General features: G+C 71.0%; 19 protein-coding genes and 2 pseudogenes. 10 read left to right on the forward strand and 11 right to left on the reverse strand.

What is annotated here, in order from left to right; translation table 11 throughout:
• Positions 1 to 74 precede the first annotated feature (74 nt).
• Entirely contained in the window at positions 75 to 806 is a 732-nt protein-coding gene (locus tag ACIQMV_RS06515; protein ID WP_141358406.1) for a hypothetical protein, read from the forward strand.
• Positions 807 to 1257: 451 nt separating this feature from the next.
• Here ACIQMV_RS06515 and ACIQMV_RS06520 read toward each other — a convergent pair whose 3' ends face one another.
• Positions 1258 to 1719 carry a hypothetical protein gene (locus tag ACIQMV_RS06520; RefSeq protein ID WP_402591584.1) on the reverse strand — a complete coding sequence of 154 codons (462 nt, stop codon included), beginning with the start codon at positions 1717 to 1719 and terminating at the stop codon, positions 1258 to 1260.
• Positions 1720 to 1937: 218 nt separating this feature from the next.
• On the opposite strand from ACIQMV_RS06520, the gene ACIQMV_RS06525 reads away from it, so the two are divergent.
• Positions 1938 to 2234, forward strand: a complete 297-nt coding sequence (locus ACIQMV_RS06525; RefSeq protein ID WP_402591585.1) for a hypothetical protein — start codon at positions 1938 to 1940, stop codon at positions 2232 to 2234.
• A 21-nt stretch (positions 2235 to 2255) separates the two neighbouring features.
• Here ACIQMV_RS06525 and ACIQMV_RS06530 read toward each other — a convergent pair whose 3' ends face one another.
• On the reverse strand, positions 2256 to 3125 hold the full coding sequence (locus ACIQMV_RS06530) for a class II glutamine amidotransferase (protein WP_402591586.1): 870 nt from the start codon (positions 3123 to 3125) through the stop codon (positions 2256 to 2258).
• Between the two features lie 280 nt (positions 3126 to 3405).
• Complete coding sequence (locus ACIQMV_RS06535) at positions 3406 to 5070, reverse strand: PucR family transcriptional regulator (RefSeq protein ID WP_402591587.1); 1665 nt, start codon at positions 5068 to 5070, stop codon at positions 3406 to 3408.
• A gap of 196 nt (positions 5071 to 5266) precedes the next feature.
• On the opposite strand from ACIQMV_RS06535, the gene ACIQMV_RS06540 reads away from it, so the two are divergent.
• Positions 5267 to 6538, forward strand: coding sequence for an NAD(P)/FAD-dependent oxidoreductase (locus ACIQMV_RS06540; RefSeq protein ID WP_402591589.1), 1272 nt, complete (start codon positions 5267 to 5269; stop codon positions 6536 to 6538).
• A 96-nt stretch (positions 6539 to 6634) separates the two neighbouring features.
• On the opposite strand, the gene ACIQMV_RS06545 is transcribed toward ACIQMV_RS06540, so the two are convergent.
• Entirely contained in the window at positions 6635 to 7048 is a 414-nt protein-coding gene (locus tag ACIQMV_RS06545; RefSeq protein WP_402591591.1) for a hypothetical protein, read from the reverse strand.
• 1 nt (position 7049) lies between these two features.
• Between ACIQMV_RS06545 and ACIQMV_RS06550 the strand changes: the two are divergent.
• Together ACIQMV_RS06550 and ACIQMV_RS06555 are read left to right on the forward strand one after the other, a co-directional pair.
• Positions 7050 to 7499, forward strand: a pseudogene (locus tag ACIQMV_RS06550) (hypothetical protein); the annotation flags it as partial.
• Positions 7500 to 7628: 129 nt separating this feature from the next.
• On the forward strand, positions 7629 to 8372 hold the full coding sequence (locus ACIQMV_RS06555) for a rhomboid family intramembrane serine protease (protein WP_402591593.1): 744 nt from the start codon (positions 7629 to 7631) through the stop codon (positions 8370 to 8372).
• Positions 8373 to 8593: 221 nt separating this feature from the next.
• Here ACIQMV_RS06555 and ACIQMV_RS06560 read toward each other — a convergent pair whose 3' ends face one another.
• Complete coding sequence (locus ACIQMV_RS06560) at positions 8594 to 10114, reverse strand: FAD-dependent monooxygenase (protein WP_402591595.1); 1521 nt, start codon at positions 10112 to 10114, stop codon at positions 8594 to 8596.
• An 81-nt stretch (positions 10115 to 10195) separates the two neighbouring features.
• Between ACIQMV_RS06560 and ACIQMV_RS06565 the strand changes: the two genes are divergently transcribed.
• From ACIQMV_RS06565 to ACIQMV_RS06575, 3 genes are all read left to right on the forward strand, one after another.
• A complete protein-coding gene (locus ACIQMV_RS06565) occupies positions 10196 to 10843 on the forward strand; it encodes a TetR/AcrR family transcriptional regulator (protein ID WP_402591597.1) in 648 nt (215 codons plus the stop codon).
• Positions 10844 to 11054: 211 nt separating this feature from the next.
• Complete coding sequence (locus tag ACIQMV_RS06570) at positions 11055 to 11441, forward strand: VOC family protein (RefSeq protein WP_141358388.1); 387 nt, start codon at positions 11055 to 11057, stop codon at positions 11439 to 11441.
• A 14-nt stretch (positions 11442 to 11455) separates the two neighbouring features.
• Complete coding sequence (locus ACIQMV_RS06575; RefSeq protein ID WP_402591599.1) at positions 11456 to 11590, forward strand: hypothetical protein; 135 nt, start codon at positions 11456 to 11458, stop codon at positions 11588 to 11590.
• Between the two features lie 364 nt (positions 11591 to 11954).
• On the opposite strand, the gene ACIQMV_RS06580 is transcribed toward ACIQMV_RS06575, so the two are convergent.
• From ACIQMV_RS06580 to ACIQMV_RS06600, 5 genes and pseudogenes are all read right to left on the reverse strand, one after another.
• Positions 11955 to 12449 (reverse strand): hypothetical protein, encoded by a 495-nt coding sequence (locus ACIQMV_RS06580; protein ID WP_402591601.1) that lies wholly within the window; start codon positions 12447 to 12449, stop codon positions 11955 to 11957.
• 228 nt (positions 12450 to 12677) lie between these two features.
• Positions 12678 to 13262, reverse strand: coding sequence for a hypothetical protein (locus ACIQMV_RS06585; RefSeq protein ID WP_402591603.1), 585 nt, complete (start codon positions 13260 to 13262; stop codon positions 12678 to 12680).
• On the reverse strand, positions 13255 to 13809 hold the full coding sequence (locus ACIQMV_RS06590; protein WP_402591605.1) for a SigE family RNA polymerase sigma factor: 555 nt from the start codon (positions 13807 to 13809) through the stop codon (positions 13255 to 13257). The genes ACIQMV_RS06585 and ACIQMV_RS06590 overlap by 8 nt, the downstream gene beginning before the upstream one ends.
• Positions 13810 to 13841: 32 nt before the next feature.
• Positions 13842 to 14090 (reverse strand): annotated as a pseudogene (locus ACIQMV_RS06595) (IS5/IS1182 family transposase); the annotation flags it as partial.
• Positions 14091 to 14321: 231 nt separating this feature from the next.
• Positions 14322 to 15425 (reverse strand): hypothetical protein, encoded by a 1104-nt coding sequence (locus ACIQMV_RS06600; protein WP_402591607.1) that lies wholly within the window; start codon positions 15423 to 15425, stop codon positions 14322 to 14324.
• Positions 15426 to 15627: 202 nt separating this feature from the next.
• Here ACIQMV_RS06600 and ACIQMV_RS06605 point away from each other — a divergent pair, with 202 nt between their 5' ends.
• Positions 15628 to 16176, forward strand: a complete 549-nt coding sequence (locus ACIQMV_RS06605) for a SigE family RNA polymerase sigma factor (protein ID WP_141358380.1) — start codon at positions 15628 to 15630, stop codon at positions 16174 to 16176.
• Entirely contained in the window at positions 16173 to 17117 is a 945-nt protein-coding gene (locus ACIQMV_RS06610) for a hypothetical protein (protein ID WP_402591609.1), read from the forward strand. Before ACIQMV_RS06605 ends, ACIQMV_RS06610 begins: the two co-directional genes overlap by 4 nt.
• Before the next feature lie 244 nt (positions 17118 to 17361).
• Here the strand turns inward: ACIQMV_RS06610 and ACIQMV_RS06615 are convergent, their stop codons facing one another.
• Positions 17362 to 18945 (reverse strand): FMN-binding glutamate synthase family protein, encoded by a 1584-nt coding sequence (locus tag ACIQMV_RS06615; RefSeq protein WP_402591611.1) that lies wholly within the window; start codon positions 18943 to 18945, stop codon positions 17362 to 17364.
• Between the last annotated feature and the right edge of the window lie 19 nt (positions 18946 to 18964).

An 18964-nucleotide genomic window follows, 5' to 3' on the forward strand; every position in this document is an offset into this window, starting at 1 on the left:
CGCGCGGCGGGCGAAAAAGCGCGCGAACCCCGAACCCCCGCCGGGTTATGTTGCTGCTGCTCGAAGGGGGAGATGTGACGAAGCTCAACCAGATCATCGCCGTGGAGAAGGGCGTCAAGAGCAAGTCGCTCCAGGACGTCAACGCGGCTCACCACAAGGTGCAGAAGCCCGCTCTGCTCGCCGGAATCTCGCGCACGTACCAGCCGAAGGACGAGGAGGGCGAGCAGCTGCCGCCCGAGTCGACGCGGGTGCAGGTCAAGGCCGAGGAGATCCTGCGCGAGATGTCGGGGTCGCTGACGCGCCTGTTCGACGTGACCGCGACGAAGGACTGGGCCAACCGCACGGCTTGCGCGGACGTCACGGTCGACGGCCGGACGATCCTCGCCGAAGTCCCCGTCTCCTACCTGCTGTTCCTGGAGAAGCAGCTCACGGACCTGCACTCCTTCGTCAAGAAGCTCCCCGTCCTGGACGCGGCCGAGTCGTGGTCGCTGGACCCGTCGACGGACTGGTGGAAGACGGACCCGGTGCGCACGATCCGCACGAAGAAGGTCCCGCGCAACCACGTCAAGGCGGAGGCGACCGAAAAGCACCCGGCCCAGGTCGAGGTGTACTACGAGGACGTGCCGATCGGTTACTGGACCACGGTGAAGTTCTCCGGAGCCTTCCCCGCGCGGCGGGTGAACGAACTGCTGGAGCGGGTGGAGAAGCTCCAGCAGGCGGTGAAGTTCGCCCGCGAGGAGGCCAATGGCGCCGAGGTCGCCGACCGGCGGGTCGGCGACGCGGTGTTCGGCTACCTGTTCGGCTGAGGCCGGACCAGGGCAGCCCCCTGATCGCCCCCGCGTGCGAGCGCGGGGGTGCGCGAGCGGCGCGGGCCGGATTGAGGACCGGTTCGCGCCCTGGGCGCAAGCTGAAACTGAGGCTCAGCCTGAATCAGCCGGTTTCCTCCGGGAAGCCGCGATCAATCTCAGACTCTCGCTCCAGCTTCAGCATTCGCCACCGATCGCCGGACGACCGAGTACGGACGACCGCCGCCGGATGCGAGTTCGACTCTCGCCTGCACCTCTCACACGGTGCGGTAGTTCAAAGGAAGAACACGACGGCCTGACGACTGATCCGCACTCTTGAGCACCACCGGCGTGCGAACTGGGTGGCATCCCCAGGGGCCCGGGAGCTGGATACGACTCCCGGGCCCCGCCACGCTCGCGCCCGGAACCATCGCCGGACCTGTCACAAGCACCACGAAGACCACGAGCAGCGTCATGCCGCGGCCCGCCGGAAATCGGCCGCACAGCGCGCGCCGACGGCGAGCAGCACACCGGACAGCGCGAGGGACAGGCTCGCCCAGTTCATCCAGCCGTAGTCGGGGTTGCTCGGATAGAAGGTGCCGTCGTCGAGGAAGCAGTCGAAACGCAGCGGCAGATAGGAGGACTGATGGTGGGTGAGGTGCCGGCGGACCTCGCTGCCGAAACCGTCGCGACAGGCCGGAGCCGGTATCGAGTCCGCGCCGTCGCCGAACTCGTGCTCGGACACCGCGACGGCGAAGAACCCCAGTGAATAGACGGCCGCGGCCGCGAGGCCGGCCGCCAGCGCGGCGCGGCGCATCAGGTGCACCGGCCACGGCAGGGGCCGCCCCGGCAGCGCCACCACGAGCGTCCCGGCCAGCGCGATCAGCGCACCGACGGCACAGATGAGGAAGACGGCGATACCCACGAGCAGCATGCCCTGCACCTCCTTGCACGAGGGGCGCCGCACCTGTCCGACGACGCGCGACACGTACCCGACGACGTGTTCCGACCACCCCACCAGGCCCTGGATCACTCCGGCTGTGAGGCGGGCCACTCCGCCCGTCACAGCAGTGTCACAGCAGGGCGTCAACCGGCCTGTGAGATGGATCAGTTGGGGCAATCACGCCCTCGCCAAAGGGAGTTGACGTGACGATGGCGGATCCCGACGCCACCTTGCTCGTGGCCCTCGACGAGGCGGTCGCCGCTCTCAGGGCTCCTCTGGAGGAGTCGGACCGCGCGCAGGGCTGGACCGACGATCTCCGGCGAGAGGTGCAGGCGGAGATCTCGATCAATCGCTCGGCGCTGCGCCGCCACGGACTGTTCATGGTGTGGTATTTGCGCCCCCGCCTCGATGCGTGGATGGACTACGAGGGTGTGCGACCCGGACGCCTCCGGAGCCTGGTGCTGGACGTGCAGCGCCGGTTCGTGGAGGCCCGGAGCACGTCGTAGGAACGCGCTCAGGAGAGGGGCCTAGGCGGCCTTCTGCGAGGCGGCGGCGTCGGGGCGCAGGTCGTCGAGGGTGAGCGGGTGTGCCGGCGGCTCGGTCAGGACGAGGTGGCGGGCGGTGCGCAGGTCGGCGCCGACGTGGAGCAGCTCGCCCGCTTCCAGCAGGCGCCAGCCGGGGTGGTCGTCCATGCGCTCGCTGGCGACGACGACGGCCGGATGCCCGGCCAGGGCCTCGGAGTGGACGCGCATCCGCCCGTGACTGCCGCTGTGGTCGAGGTGCCGGGTGCCGTACTGACCGCCCGCCGCGCGTTCGAGGACGTACAACTCGTGGGTGCCGGGGTAACGCAGCGCCCACAGCTGGTCGGGGGTGACGAGGACCAGGTTGAGGGCGTAGAGGGGCAGGTGCTCGGCGATCCAGCGCGCGGCCCGCGCGATGCCGGTGGTGACGTCGTCGCCGTGCGCGCGGGTCTCCCGGGTGACGAGAGCGAAGAACCGCTCCGAGTCGGTGTCGCCCCTGACCAGTGACCGGTCCTCGCCCAGGTGGTCGTCGAGCGCGTCGAGGCCCTCGACGACACCGTTGTGCGCGAACAGCCGACCTTCCTGTTCGAAGGGGTGCGTGTTGCGGGCGTCCAGGCTGCCGGTCGAGGCGAACCGCACATGGGCGAGGAAGGTGGTGGACTCCACCTGCCGGGCGTCCTCGGCGAACGCGCGGTCCCGGTAGGCGGCGATCGGCGCCTTGTCGACCCGCGGGGTGCCGTCCGCGTCGAAGTACCCCAGCCCGGTGCCGTCCGGATCGCGGTGACTCTGCCGGCTGAGACTGTCAGGGGCCTCCAGGAGCCAGAAGGTGGCGTGGGTGCGTCGCGGCGCGCTGCTGAGTCCGAACAGACGGCACATCGGGTTCCTCCGCGGATTGTCGGACGGCCCAGGCCGGTAAAGGTCCGAGACCGGTGACCGGTGACTGGTGACCGGCGGCCGCTCCGGCCGAAACCTTCTCCGTGTTCCCCGCCGCCAGGCCGTGAACCGGGTCGTCCGGCCAACGCCCCGTCCGGCTTCATCCGCAGCGTCGACGACGCCGTGCACCGCTTCCACCGGACCGTGGTGGTCCATCTGGACAGCCCGGCACCCCGCCGGGCAGCGTCCGGGGAGGGAGCGGCGAGAGGCTGAGAGCCGGAGGTCACCTCGGTGGCGGATCGTTCGGCCCTGGCTGCTCGCCGTGCGCGGGGTTCTCGCCCATCGCCATGAGCTGGAGCCGCAGAGCCAGCCGCAGGCGGGGTGAGGAGAGGTCGAGCGGGACCGCCTCTTCGAGCTTGCGCAGCCGGTAGCGCAACGTATTGGGATGGACCCGCAGGTGCCGTGCGGCGCTCTGCGGGTCGCCGAAGTGGTCGAGCCAGGCCGCGAGGGTGGTGAGGTACGGAGTGCCGTGCTCCTCGTCGTGTGCGCGCAGCGCGGCGAGCGGCCCGCCGAGCCGCCACGTGTCGGTCCCGACGGCGGCCCTGGCGCGCTCCACGACGACGGCGTCCCAGGCGTCCTCCATCAGCACGATCCCCCTCCCTCGGGCGAGAGGGGCGAGGGGGAGCCGTCCGGCGCCGAACAGCCGGTGGAGTTCCACGGCTTCGGCCGTGGAGCGCGGCAGCTCGTCGGGGGAGCGGGCGGGGCAGCCCGCCACGGCGTACAGGCCGGGGTCGTGCGCGCGTGTTTCGGTGAGCACGTGACGGAGCCAGTCGACGGTGCCGGCGTCGGCCCGAGCACCGGGCGCGCCCCGCCGCCCGCCCCGCCCCCGGTCGGTGACCACGCCGAACAGCAGCCCGTCGAGGTCGGCGAGCAGCGGCTGGTGCCAGCCGAACCGGTGCGCGACCGACTCCCACAGGTCCAGCTGCCTGCGGACGTCCTCCGTCCCGCCGGGCGACGACCCGAAGGCCACCACCCGCCAGGGGCCGGCCGGCAGCGCGGCGGGCGCTCCCGGTCCTTGGTCCGGGACGGCGCCTTCGCGCAGGGCGGCCCGCAGCTGCCCGGCCGACACCCGCCGTGCGATGCCGGCCTCGGCGCGCAGCCGCAGCAGATGCAGGGCCAGGACGGAGGCCACGTCGCCGAGCTCGCGGATGCGTTCCGGGGGAACCGGCGACTTGACCACGGCCCAGATCGAGCCGAGCCACTCGCCGCCGGCCCGCACGGGGATGATCAGCCGGGGCAGGATGCCGTCGGGACCGGCGGGGGTCCAGATCGGGTCGCTGGAGCGTGCCAGCCGGCGGAAGACGCCGCTCGCCCGGAAGTGCGTCAGGGTTTCCGCGGGGACGCGCCGCCCCACGATGGTGGAGACCCGTGCCGGGTCGGTGCTGTCCTGCCGCGAGGAGTAGGCGAGGACGCGGGACTGCGCGTCCTCCACCGTCACGGGTGCGTCGATGATCTCGGCCGCCGCGTCGGCCAGGGCGAACAGGTCGCTGTGCGGACCGGGCGTGCCGAGCGCGCCGGTGGCGGGCGCGGAGGCCCGGTCGATGACACCGCGCAGCAGCCAGACGACGTGTGCCCACGAGGTGTGCGGTCGCAGTTCCACCAGTGCGGGGCCCGCCAGTCTCCGGGCCGCGCGGGCCACCTGCTGGTCGCGCGCGGCGGGGCGCTTGAGCACGAGGCCCGCGGCTCCTGCCGCGGCGGTCCGTTCCAGCAGGGCGAGGGCTCCGGACCGGTCGGTCACCCCCACCCCCAGGACGAGTTCGCCCGGCTGGCCCGCGGTGTCACCGGGCTCGGCCAGGGCGACGTCGTGCACCTCGGCGTTCCCGGCCGGGACGACCGTACGCAGAAGCCCGGCCCCCAGGGAATCCACGAGGTCGGACACGGTGATCACGGCCGGCACCCCGCAGCGCGGCATCGGGGACTGCTCATGAGCCCCATTGTGTCCCACGCGGATAGTGCTCACCGCATCATCGGCACCACCCTCATTGTCCGCCGGCCACAAAGACAACGGAGCCCACCGGCATCACCATCGGAGGCGTCCGGAGGCGCCACCACCCCGGACACCGCTCCGGATGAAGAGGTTCCGCATGGCCGCCCGCCCTCCCTCGCCCGCGCCCTCCGCCCCCAGCCGTGTCGCCGTCGTCGGCGCGGGCATGGTCGGACTGTCCACCGCCTGGTTCCTCCAGGAGCGGGGCGTCGACGTCACCGTGTACGACCGCGAGGGGGTCGCCGCCGGATCGTCCTGGGGCAACGCCGGATGGCTCACCCCCGGCCTGGCGACGCCGCTGCCCGAGCCGGCGGTCCTCACCTACGGGGTGCGCGCGGTACTCAGCCCGTCCTCCCCGGTCTACGTCCCGCCGAGCGCCGACCCGAAGCTGCTCAGGTTCCTGACGGGGTTCGCCCGCAACAGCACCGCGTCCCAGTGGCTGCGGTCGATGCGTGCCCTCGTACCCATCAACAGCCTGGCGCTGCCGAGCTTCGACACGCTGGCCGAGGGCGGTGTCGAGGCGCGGACGCCGGAGGCCAAGTCCTTCATCGCCGCCTACCGCACGGCCGCGGAGCGCAAGGTCCTGCTGGAGGAGCTGGAGCAGATCCACTCCGCGGGCCAGACCATGGAGTTCGACGTCCTCGACGGGAACGAGGCCCGGGGGGTCGAGCCGTCCCTGTCGGACGAGATCGGCGCGGCGATCCGGCTGCACGGTCAGCGCTACATCGACCCGGGACACTACGTGCACGCCTTGGCCGACGCGGTCCGTGCCCGGGGCGGGGTGATCCACGAGGGCACGGAGGTGACCGAGGTGCGGGACGAGACGGCCGGTGTCACGGTCGTCGGCGGCGGCGGAGACGGCGAGCGCTTCGACGCGGTGGTCCTGGCCACGGGCGCCTGGCTCGGCCGCCTCGCCCGGAAGTTCGGCGTGCGCTCCCTCGTGCAGGCCGGCCGCGGCTACAGCTTCAGCGTCCCGGTCGAGCACGTGCCGTCCGGTCCCGTCTACTTCCCCGCCCAGCGCGTCGCCTGCACGCCCCTCGGCGACCGTCTGCGGGTCGCCGGAATGATGGAGTTCCGCAAGCCGGAGGCGCCCCTGGACACCCGCCGCGTCCACGCCATCGCCGAGGCCGCACGCCCGCTGCTGCGCGGCGCCGACCTGGACGCCCGCCGGGACGAGTGGGTCGGCTCCCGCCCGTGCACCACCGACGGCCTGCCCCTGATCGGTGCCACTCGCTCCCCCCGGGTCTTCGCCGCGGGCGGCCACGGGATGTGGGGCATCACCCTCGGCCCGGCCACCGGACGGCTCCTCGCCGAGGCGATCGTCACCGGCGAACGCCCCGCGCACCTGGCCCCGTTCGACCCGCTGCGCTGACGCCCGCGCCGCTGTTTCAGCGCCCGCGCCGCTGTTTCAGCGCCCGCGCCGGTGTTTCAGCGCCCGCGCCGGTGTTTCAGCGCCCGCGCCGCTGTCTCAGCGACGTACCGCGCGGGCCTCCGTGCCGATCACCGGGGCCAGGTACCGGGCCAGGGCCGCCTTCACCTCGACCGTGTAGGCGGCCCTTTCGGGCTCCTGGGGCTGCGTCGCCAGGCAGAGCCCCGCCCGGAAGACGGCGAAGGCCGTGGTCGCGACGCGCACACATGCGTCGTGGGGCAGGCCGGGGGCGCGGAGCGCGACGGTCTCCTCGACCTGCCGTTGCAGGATCGCGTGGAGGACCTCCTTGTCCGACGCGATCTCTCCCGGCGCGTCGGGGCCGTGGATCAGGGCGAGGAACGCCGGATTCCTGAGGTTGAACTCGATGAGCGGATCGAGGATCGCGTCCAGCATCCCGTCCAGCGGCAGGGACACGTTGGCGTCGGTGAAGACCTGGCCGTGTGCCTCCAGCACCGCGCTGGTGCTGCTCGGGGAGCGGATCAACGCCTGGGACCTCCGACGCGCCCTGCGACGCCACCGCCCGGGGAGCGGCGGCACGAAGGACGGGTGGGCCAGGGCCGCACGGCTGGTGATGCGGCGGGCCCCGGTCTTCGCGATCGCCGCGACCGCCGGGCTGGTCCTCCTCGGTCTGCCGTTCCTGAGCGTGAAGTTCGGCAACGCCGATGACCGGCAGCTGCCCGCGAGCGCCGAGTCCCGTACCGTCCAGCAGCACATCATGGACGCGATGGTGGTCCGCAGCCTGCTCGTTCCCGCGGTGACGCGGCTGACCGGCCGGGCCGTCTGGTGGGTGCCCGGGCCGCTGCGCAGGCTGCACGCACGGATCGGCCTGAGCGAGGAGGGAACATCCGGCGGTGTCCCGGCCGCCGAGCACCCGAGGACGGTCGTCCCCTCCGGGGCGGAGTAGCCCTCGGCGGACGACCCCGTGCCGCTTCCCGCGCACATGTTCTCCCCCTCCCCGCGCACCCCCGCCGCCGGGAATACTGGAAGTCCCTGGTGACGCGGACACGGATCCGCAGGGGGAGGGGAGCGTGCCATGGGCAGGGCGAATCAGGAACGGGCAGGGGCGCGGCCCGGGCCGATGGGTGCGGAGCAGATGATCGCGGAGGCGCGGAAGGCGTTCTTCACGATGTTCGGGTTCCTCGCGGTGGTCTGGCTGGTGCAACTGGCCAACTACACCGACGGTTACGCCCTCTCACGGCAGTTCGGGGTGGCGTCCGGCGACCTCGGCACGCTGCCCGACATCCTCACCGCGCCTTTCCTGCACTGGAGTTGGGAGCACATCGAAAGCAACTCCGGCCCGCTGTTCATCTTCGGCTTCCTCGCCGCCTACCGGGGCGTGGCCCGCTTCCTGGGACTGAGCCTGCTCGTCGCGGTGACGAGCGGACTCACCGTCTGGTTCTTCGAACGGGGCGGCGTGGAGACCGTGGGCGCCAGCGGCCTGATCTTCGGCTACTTCGGCTACGTCGTGGTCCGCGGCCTCTTCGACCGGCACCTGATCGACACGCTGATCGGCATCGTCATGGCGGCCTCCTTCGCCTACATGCTCACCGTCGCCGTTCCCGGGACACCGGGGGTGAGTTGGCTCGGACACCTCGGAGGCCTGATCGGTGGCCTGGCCGGGGCCTGGCTCTTCCGGGACCGGCGCGCACGGCCCACCGGAGCCGGCCGCCCCGACGGCGGCACCGGGACACCAACCACCCGCGGCGACCTCCCGGTGCGAGCCGACAACCCGCGAGCCGACCTGCACAAGGAACTGGGCGACCTGGGGCTCCTCTAGCGCTGTGGTCGGAAAGGTGTGCCGGGAAGCCCGCGGCGTCCGGTGCTGGGGGCACCTCCCACGCCCTTCAGGCGGTGGGGGAGCCTCGCGAGGCGGAGCATTGCCCGCGTACTGGATGTACTCGGGTGATGCGACAACGCGGCGTGGGGGTACCCCCGGCCGAAGGCTGGGGGAGTGCCGTGCCGGGCGTCGCGAGCCGGTGAACCTTTCCGGTCACCGCACTAGCTCTTCGCCAGGCCGCCGGCGATGGCTGCGAGCAGTGCGTCGCCGTGGTCTGCGGAGCTGTCCGTGGCCCAGCAGACGTAGCCGTCGGGACGGATGAGCAGGGCGGCGGCGCCCAGATCGTCGGCGCATGAGGCGCGGACGAGGTCGACTCGTGGCGGGAGCCGGAGGCCTGCAGGGACGGCTCCGGCCAGGTCGAGCAGGACGGCGTGCCCCGACGCGCACAGCGCCGACAGCCGGGTGGGGCCCGCTTCGGTGACCAGGTCGGCATCCGGCACACGCTGTCCGGTGAGCGGATGATCGCCGGACAGCGGGTAGCGCAGCGAGAGGCCGGACATCAGCCCCGCGAGGTGACGGTTGGTGTCGGGCAGGCGCAGCAGGTCGACGAAGATGTCGCGCAGGGCGGCCACGTCCTCGCTCGGCTTCGGATCCGCCAGGACGCGCTGCGCCGACGTGTGGTGCAGGACCTGGGCTCCGACGGGGTGCCGTTCGGTGTGGTAGCTGTCCAGGAGGCCGCTCGGTGCCCGGCCCTGGACGGTCGCGGCCAGTTTCCAGCCGAGGTTGAACGCGTCCTGGACACCGAGGTTGAGACCCTGACCGCCGAGCGGCGGGTGGATGTGCGCCGCGTCGCCCGCGAACAGGACGCGCCCCGACCGGTACTGCTCCAGTTGCCGGGTGGCGTCGCTGAACCGCGAGGAGTTGTCCACGGCGCCGAGGACGGTCTCCTGCCCGTACACGGCCTGGAGCGCGGTGGCGATCGCCTCGTGGGTGACGGGGGTGTCGCCGTCGACGTCCGCGTCGGCGCTCGACTGGTTCGTGCGCCCGAAGGTCAACCCGTACCGGTCGCCGCCGAGAGGGACCAGCATGGCCCAGTAACCCCCCGCGCTTCGGGTCATGGTGCTGATATGCCCGATCTGCCGCGGCACCAGCGACGACACGGCGGACAGACGGATGTCGGCCAGCACCGCCTGGTGGGTCCCGGGCCTACCGGGAAACGGCAGTCCCAGCAGTTTTCGCACCGTACTGTGCCCGCCGTCGCACGCCGCCAGGTAGCGTGCCCGCACCCGCAGACCGTCCGCCGTCACCACCACCCCGTCGTCGCCCGGCTCGACCCCTGAGACGGCGGTGCCGCGCAGAACCCGCGCACCGGCAGCGAGCGCCCGCTCTTCGAGGACCTCCTCGACCTCCCACTGGGGAACCGCGAGCGGAAAAGGGTGCCTGGTCTGCCAGGGGGTGCAGTCCAGGGGCACGGGCAGGGCGGCGAAGTGCCCGCCGACCGGCTCACGGGACGCGGCCCTGTGCAGCAACGGTTCCAGCAGCCCGCGCGACTCCAGCAACTCGGCGGTACGGGGCTGGATCCCGCCGCCCTTGATGTGCTCGCCACGCCGGAGCAGCTTCTCCAGGACCAGGGTCTCGACCCCCGCCAGCGTCAGTTCGCACGCCAGCGTCAGCCCGGTCGGACCGGCGCCCACGACGACGACCTCGGTCTCGGTCTCGATCTCGGTCTCGATCTCGTCCAACACTCTTGTTCCTCCCATTCCTTCCCTCGGAGTAAATGTATACCAGGTGCAGAAATATCCTCGGGGGAGTGAGCGGCTAGGATGGGCGCCGTGGACGGCAAGCCAGGACTACGCGAACGGAAGAAGCAACGGACCCGCGCGGCGATCTCCGACGCGGCGATCGCGCTGTTCCTCGAACACGGCTTCAACCAGGTCTCGGTGGCTCAGGTGGCCGAGGCGGCCGAGGTCTCCAAACGCACGCTCTTCGCCTACTTCCCCACCAAGGAAGACCTCGTGGTGCACCGCCTCGCCGACCACGAGACCGAGGCCGCACGCGTCGTACGGGCCCGCCCACCCCGCACCGCCCCGCTGACCGCACTGCGCGAGCACTTCCTCAAGGGGCTGCACGACCGGGACCCGATCACCGGACTCAACGACCATCCCCAGGTCCTGCGCGTCACCCGCATGATCCTGGACGCGCCCTCACTGGTGGCCCGGATGGATCAGTTCCACACCGGCGCCGAACGCGCACTGGCCCGGGCGCTGGAGGAAACGGCGGACACCCCCGAACTCTCGGCGAGGTTGGCCGCCACCCAGATCGTCGCGGTCCAGGGCCTGCTGGCTCAGGACAATGCCTCCCGCCTGGCCCACGGAGAACCGGCCGACGCGCGCCACGCGGGCGCGATGGCGGACGCGGAACAGGCGTTCGCGCTGCTGGAGAACGGATTGCGGCGACTCTGGGACCAGTGACCCTGTGGAAGCGCGGGGGTTACGACTGGTCGCGTCGTGTTCCCGTCCGCCCACGGATCGGGTGACGGATCGGGTGACGACTCGGGTGACACGGATCCGGCTACCGTCCGCGGACCGCCCCGGCTAGGGTCGGAATTACGGCACCGCGTGCCGGACATCGGTTTGGTGGGGCACGGAGGCGCCGGCGAGAGGTGCCGCAGGGAGGCACACCATGAACGTGGAGCTGAACCACACCATCGTCCACGCCCGGAACAAGCAGGAGTCCGCCGAGTTCCTCGCGGGCATCCTGGGCCTGGAGGTCGGCGCGCCCTGGGGCCCGTTCGTTCCCGTCGCCACCGGCAACGGCGTCACCCTCGACTACATGGCCGACCCGGAGGGACCGATCGCCTCCCAGCACTACGCCTTCCTCGTCTCCGACGAGGACTTCGACGCGGCGTTCGACCGAATCCTGCAGGCCCACGTGACGTACTACGCCGACCCGCACCTGGAACACCCCGGCGAGATCAACCACCGCGACGGCGGCCGCGGCCTGTACTTCCAGGACCCGGTGGGCCACGCGATGGAGATCCTCACCCGCCCGTACGGCAGCGGCGACTGAGCGCGACCGCCGGGGTGGACATCTCCGAGGAAGGCGACGCGCTCGACGCCCACTTCGGGCTGCCGCACTCCCCGGAGCTCTACGAGCGGGACGGCAGTGCGGCAGGGACGCCGCCGGGAGGTTCGTCGGGGCTCCCGACGTACATGTGAAGTTCGCCGTATGAACCAGAACCGGCAACGAAGCCCTTCTCGGAGATCGTCACGGTGTGCCCCGCCCCGTCAAGTCGAGCACCGGTACGGCGGCCCGTTCCCCTGCCGAGCCGCTGCCATGAGCCCACCGTCGCGAGGGACGAACCACTCCCGAGACCTGCCACCGCCGTCTCCACCGACCGCCCTGGCGGGACGGACCGGGCCAGGACTCCGTGGTGGGACAACACCCGGTTCCTCTCCGCCACGTTGATCGTGATTCTGCACACCGTCGGCAGCATCATGGCGCGAGCACTGGCCGGGCAACGGGTGCGTCGTGTACGTCGTCCAACTGCCGTGGACCCTGTGGTTCCTGATGTCCCTCTTCCTAGGAGGTGTACAGCGACTGCAACCTGGTCACCCGGCCCTTCCCGTCGAAGCTGAGGTCGTACCCCAGCCTCGAGCGGGAGGAGCTCGGCTCGGCCATCAGCCGGTTGACGAACTCGGCCTGGGAGTAGGGGTGGGCGAGGGAGTTGTCGCCCAGCGGGACCGAGAGCAGTACCCGGGCGTCTGTGGCCATGAGCACCGTGGTGTAGGGCCCTTCACCGGGGATGATCAGCCACGCCTCGTGCGGGCCCGTGACGGCCACCTTCCGGGCCGTCCGCACGGACAGATAGGTCCGTCCGCCGCTGATCCAGCCCTCGCGTATCTGCATGAACTGCTTGGTACCGGCCCAGCGCGTGGTGCCGGCCGGGGCGGTGCCGTCGCCGGGCGCGGCGGGCGCGGTCGTCGCGGTGGGCGGGGTCGTCGCAGTAGCCGGGACCGTCGCGGTGGGCGGGGTCGTCGCGGTGGCCTGTCCGGACGCCGGCGCTGAAGCCGTCACCGGTGTTGCCGGGGCAGGGGCGTCCGCCTGCCCTTCGCCTCCCTTGCCGGTGCATGCGGTCAGGGCAAGAGCGGTCAAGACGAGAGCGGTCAGGGAAAGGGCGCCGGTTCGGCGGCGAGAAGTGAGCACGGCAAGGTCCCATCGGATCAGATGCAGTCGGGATACATGAGCTCTACGCCCTGGCCCGCCTCCGGGTTGCACTTCGATGCCGTGAATGCGGCGGCGGCCTCAGTCGGTCTCCCGCAAGGACTGCACCCGGCCCTCGCTGTCGTAGTCGATCGCGAACATCCACCGCGGCCCGGCAGCCAGCCGGCTCACCAACTGGTCCAGCTGCATATCCGCGGGGGACCCGCCGGAGAGCCGCCGTGCCTCCACCAGCGTCCACCGCGGCAGGGTCAGCGTGTGCACCACACCCGTGGGCACCGCGGTCCCCCGGACGGTACGGAGCTGCTCGACGGTGACCCGCACCATGTCGCCCTGCGCCACCGCGCCGTACACGTAGCCCAGTTCACTGGCGTACTCCTCGCCCTGTGCGGGCGACGGCGGCACGAAGCCCGAAACGGTCGGCGCCGGCGCGCTCGCGGCCGGCTCCGGCACCCGGGCGGCTCGGACCAGCGACAGACCGCCCACCACCACAGCGGCGGCCAGCAGCGCGCCGCCGAACGCCACGGCCGCCCGTCGGCGGCGCATGCGCTGCTCACCACGGGCCCGCACTCGGTGCGCGGCAAGCGGCATCACCTGCTGCCGGCCCGACTCGGCGAGCCCGGCCAGGTTCCGCTCCAGACACCGCTCCCGTTCTGTCCTGTCAGCCATGCCTCACCTCCGGCAGCCGGGTCGTCCGCACATCGAGCTCCGTATCGGCCAGCAGGCGTGCCAGCGCCGCCCGTCCGCGGCTCAGGTGCGCCTTGACCGTGCCGACGGGGCAACCGGTCTCGGCAGCCACCTGCTCCACCGTCAGGTCACACAGATGATGCAGCACCACGGCCCGCCGCTGCGCGTCGGGGATCCGCCGCAGTGCCTGGACCAGCAGCACGTGGTGCGGTTCCGGCGGCGGTACGGCGGCGGGCAGACCCTGCCGCCTGGCGAAGGCCAGCGCGGTGCGCGCCCGCCGCCACCGACTGACCGCCAGCCGCCAGGCCACCGTGCGCACCCACGCTTCGGGGGCACCGTTCAGGTCCAACTCGGCCCAGCGTTCCCAGGCCCGGGCGAAGGCCTCCTGCACCACGTCCTGAGACTCAGCCAGGTCACCTGTCATCGCGTACAACTGGCCGACGAGCCGGCCGACGCTCGCGGTGTAGAAGGCATCAAAATCACGCTCGTCCACACCGCGCCCCGGCACATTCTGTGGTGGTGGTCGCATACCCCTTCTCACGCTGAACGGTGGCTGCGCGGCTCCAGTGGAGCTCCCCCTTGTGCGACGCGGCCGTGGAGACCGCGTTCGTTGAGCAGGGTTCGGGTCTTGTCGGAGTCGTAGCCGGCGTCCGGGTGGACGGTGATGTCGTCGGGCAGCGGACCCAGGTCGTTCAGGCGGTCCAGGGCCGGGGCGAGCAGTGGGGAGTCGTGGCGGTTGGCGCCGGCCAGGACGAGACCTGGGGGAATGCCGTATCCGTCCGTCATGCCCGAGCGTCTCAGGCCCTGTTTGCGGAGTGGAGGGTCCGGGTGGTGCTCCGGCCGCTCGGGGAGCAGGACCACGAAGGGGTTCCAGAGCGGTTCGGTCAGCCATGACGGAAGCGCGGGCACAGGTCTCCCCAGTGATCACAGAGCGTCGCAACTCCGTGATCACTGAGACCTGTGCCCGTTCTGTTGCCGGTATCCCCAACTGCACCTGTCCGCGCGACCTCTTGGTGGCCCCGATCTCCCTCCGACCGCCACTCACGACCGTGTGGCGGTCCCGCACCCCGCATCGCCGGCCTCCCGCATACGCGTCTCCATCGAGGTGCTCCGGTCGTACGGGTCGACCTCGGGGCCGTCTCCCGGGCGCGTGGCCGCACGCTCCGCGCCGAACGTGGGGGTCAGGTAGCCGGTGAAGGTGTCGCAGCCGCCGTTGGTGGTGTCCATCGTGTAGGAGACGAGGGAGAACGTACCCGGCTCGACGACGACCTTGGCCGGGTCGTCCCAGCTCATCACGACCTCACGGCGCACGATGGTGCGCGCGACTTCATTGATTCCCGCTCCGGCGGGTGCGACCGGGTACACGTACGTGACATCGGTGGTCACCTCGACCACACCGCGCTCACCTTCCCGGTACGTGATCCGTCCTCGTGTCTTGACCACGTCCCCGACAAGCCGGACCTCCGTCCTGTCGAACCGGCTGAACAGCAGCAGAGGATCGTTCTCCCGGCTGGGCGCGCGGAACGCGGTCGCCAGGAAGTCCTGGATGTCCCGCTGATGAGGATTGATCACCGCGATCGCCTTCCTCGGCCGCTCCCCGCGCAGCACTCCAGGATCCAGACTGGACGCGGCGAGGAAGCCCCGGGTCCTCTCGAGCGCCCGCGCGACCTGGCCCTTGCTCATCCAGCCGGTCGCCCGAGCCTCAGGCATGCCGATCCCAGCCGTACCGTCGCCCCACCGCGCCGCGGGGGATCCCCTGAACGGCTGCTCCATGGTCGGTAGTTGGGCTGCCGCCTCGGTTGGCGGCGGTTGATCCGGACGTTGCGACTCCGCCGCGAGCGGCGCACTCTCGCCGCCTCCGTCTCCGCCGCCGAACCATCCAGCCACTCGCCCTGGATCCAGCGCCACGACCACCAAGGCGGCCGCAACCAGCAGACCGACCGCGTACCAGACCTTGCTTCCCTGCCGCCGGGCCGGTCGGTGACTCCGCCACGGCTCCGGTCGGCCGGTGTCCGCCCGCAGCCGCCGCGTCACCATCCGGGCCCGCGCCGACGGTTCCTCGGGCGCACCCTTGGTCCCGGACTCGGCTTCACGAAGGAAGCGCTCCCACTCTTCGTCCGGTATGGACTCCCCACCCTTGCCCACGATGGGCCCCCGCTTCCTCTCACGCACCCGGCCCCACCCAGGACGGGTCACCCTTCGCGCATCATCACACGGCTCCACCACTTGACAGTTCGGTCCTGGCCGCTGCTCGTCAGTGGCCCCGCCCACCCGACCCAGAAGGCATCGGATCCCGGGCAACCGAATCCGCCGAAACTGTGGTCTGGAGGGCGAGGGAGGGTGCTTGATGCAGGCCAAACAAGAGGCCGAGTTCCAAGAATTCGTGAGAGCGCGGTGGTCCCATCTCGTACGGACCGCCTATCTGCTCACGGGCGACGTGCACCACGCCGAAGACCTGACGCAGACGGCGCTGGCCAAGGCGTACCGCTCATGGCGGCGCGTTTCGCGCAGCGACCGTCCGGAGGCGTACGTCCGGCGGATACTGGTCAGCTGCAACAGCGACCGCTTCCGCAAGCGGCGGGTCAAGGAGGCCCTCACCGCGGCGCCGCCGGAGGCGGCCGGCCGGGACGACGCCGTCTCGTGGGCCGATGAGCGCAGCGCCCTGCTCGCGGCGCTGGCCGGACTGCCGCCGAAGCAGCGGGCGGTGATCGTCATGCGCTACTGGGAGGACCTGCCCGAGGCCGAGGTCGCCGAGATCCTCGGCTGCTCGCCCGGCACGGTCAAGAGCCAGGCGTCCAAGGCGCTGGCGAAATTGCGTACGCATCCGGGGCTCGCTCAGGTCGTGGACGAACCTGTCCGCAGCCGAGTGTCGTCCGGACAGGGAGCCGGCAAGTGAACGAGGAGAAGAAGCGGCAGGGAATGGGAACAGACGGGGACTTCGAGGAGCAACTGCGCGAGCTGCTCGCCGAGGACGCGAACACCATCCGGCCCGCTCCGGTGCCGTATCCGGCGATCCGCCGCCGGGGCACGGTGGAGCGGCGACGCCGGGTGGCGGCGGCCGGGGCGGCCCTGGTGACGCTGGCGGCGATGCCCGTGGGCGCGTACGCGCTGACCGACGGGACTGCGGGCGGGAAAACGGTGGCATCGACCCCGCCGGTCAGCACCACACCGCGGACGCCGGCGAAACCGACGCCGTCCGCGTCGCCGGCGGGGCCCGCGCGTCCGGCCACGGAGGGGCAGCTCCTCAACGGGATCACCTTCGAGCAGGCCGCCGACGGGCTGAAGAAGTGCCTCGCGGACGACCGGTCGCGCACAGCCGGCCCGTCCGGCTCCCGCATGGACCTGGGCGCGGCCGAGGACTACCGGATCATCCTGGCGATGAACAGCACCGGCGACTCCAACGCGCCGGGCGACGGCACGTATGTCGTCGCGGTGAAGGAGCAACCGAAGCAGGCCCGGCTGATCTGCAACGTGAAGGACGGCCAGGCAAGCGGCATCAACGCCAGCGTAGGCTCCGACGACGTCCCGGGCGCCGGTCCCGTGATGGCCGACATCAACGGAGGCAAGCTCTACCAGCAGTCGTTCCTTGACCGTGGCAACTGGAAGCTGCCGTTCCAATGGGGTGTCATCGGCACCGTCAAGCCGTCGGTGGCCCGGGTGACCGTCTCCTACGGCGGCGCCACCAGCCAGGCCGTCCTGGACCACGGCTGGTTCGTCGCCTCCGGCGTCCTGAACCAGCAGGTCACCATGGCCCCGCGCATCAAGGGTTATGACGCCGACGACAAGCTGGTCTACGACTCCGACAAGGACAAGTACCACGAGAAGCGGCTGCCGTAGCGCCACCCGGCCGGGGGCGCCTCACAGGGGAAGGCGCCCCCGGATCCCGGGCAGGGGTGCGGCATGAGGGCCTTTCTGGTCGCCGATGCGGACGTGGCAATCCACACCGGGCCAGAAGGCCCTCACCCACTTCTGTGGACACAACCTCTGGGCGACAGGGCTCCGCTCGGACAGGTCCCGCGGAGCAACGGGACGGCCCCGACCCGCTCAGCCCGACACAGCCCCCAATCCGCTTACAGGCCCGTCAGACAGCGAAACGGTCGGGATCAGCGGCCTTCCAGTCAGCTGCCCAGGACTCGGGCGGCTCGATCAGCAACTGGCCAGGGGTCAGCCAGTCGTAGAGCTCCGCGTAGGAGCGGACGGTGACCGGGTCCACGCGCCGACGCAGCATGTTCGGGCGCAGTTCGGCGGGTTCACTCACGCCCAGCGAGGCGATGATCTGCAGTGCGCTGTTCACCGTGGCGGACTGGAAGCGGTGGACCCGGGCCGACTTGTCGTCGACATCCAACGCGCGTGCGCGGCGCGGGTCCTGTGTGGCGACACCGGCGGGGCAGGTGTTGGTGTGGCAGCTCTGCGCCTGGATGCATCCGATCGCGAACATCATGGCGCGTGCCGCGTTGGTGAAGTCGGCGCCTTGCAGCATGCGCTTGACGATGTCGGCTCCGGTGGCCACCTTGCCGCTCGCGCCGATCTTGATCCGGTCCCGCAGACCGGCGCCGACCAGGGCGTTGTGGACGGTGATCAGGCCCTCGGTGAGCGGACTGCCCAGGTGGTCGGCGAACTCCAGCGGCGCGGCTCCGGTGCCGCCCTCCGCTCCGTCGACGATGATGAAGTCCGGCGCGGTGCCCTCTTCGAGCATGGCCTTGCACACCGCCAGGAACTCCCGCCGGGAGCCCACACACAGCTTGAAGCCGACCGGCTTTCCACCGGACAGCTCGCGCATTTCGGCGATGAACCGGATCAGTTCCCGGGGCGTGTCGAAGACCTGGTGGTAAGGGGGCGAGATGACGGTCTTTCCCTCGGGAACCTCGCGTACCCGGGCTATCTCGGCGGTGACCTTCTCTCCGGGCAGCACCCCTCCGATACCGGGCTTGGCTCCCTGCGACAGCTTCAGTGACACGCATTTCACGTTGTCGTGAGCGGCCTTCTCGGCGAACCGCGCGCGATCGAAACCGCCGTCAGCGGTGCGGCAACCGAAGTATCCGGTGCCGATTTCCCACACCAGGTCACCACCGTGGCGCTGATGGTACTCCGACATGCCGCCCTCGCCGGTGTCGTGAGCGAAGCCTCCGAGGGCGGCCCCCCGGTTCAGGGCGAGGACGGCGTTGGCGGACAGCGAACCGAAGCTCATGGCGGAGACGTTGAGCAACGCCATGTCGTAGGGCTTGGTGCAGTCCGGACCGCCGATGCGGACCCGGGGCTGCTCCGCCGGCACCGGGCGCGGCCTCATCGAAGATTCGAAGTATTCGTAGCCTTCGGCGTAGACATTCCGCTCGGTGCCGAAAGCGATCTCCGCTTCGGTCCCCTTGGCGCGCTGGTAGACAAGGCTGCGCACATCCCTGTCGTAGGGACGGCCATCGAAATTGCGCTCAATGAAATACTGCTGCAACTCCGGCCGGATCGATTCCAGCATGAAGCGGATGTGCCCCAGCACCGGGTAGTTGCGCAAGACAGAATGGCGCTTTTGGAGCAAATCATAAGAACCGACCCCGGCTATCCCCGCACACAACACGGCGACCAGCCACCACCAAGGCGACACGGTCAAGGCCGTGACGCCGAAGGAAATGGCGAGAGCTCCAATGAATGCGATCACTGCAATTCTGATCATGCGGGGAACGTACAGCCCA

The sequence above is a fragment of the Streptomyces sp. NPDC091412 genome (genome assembly GCF_044756885.1).
Classification (GTDB): Bacteria; Actinomycetota; Actinomycetes; order Streptomycetales; family Streptomycetaceae; genus Streptomyces.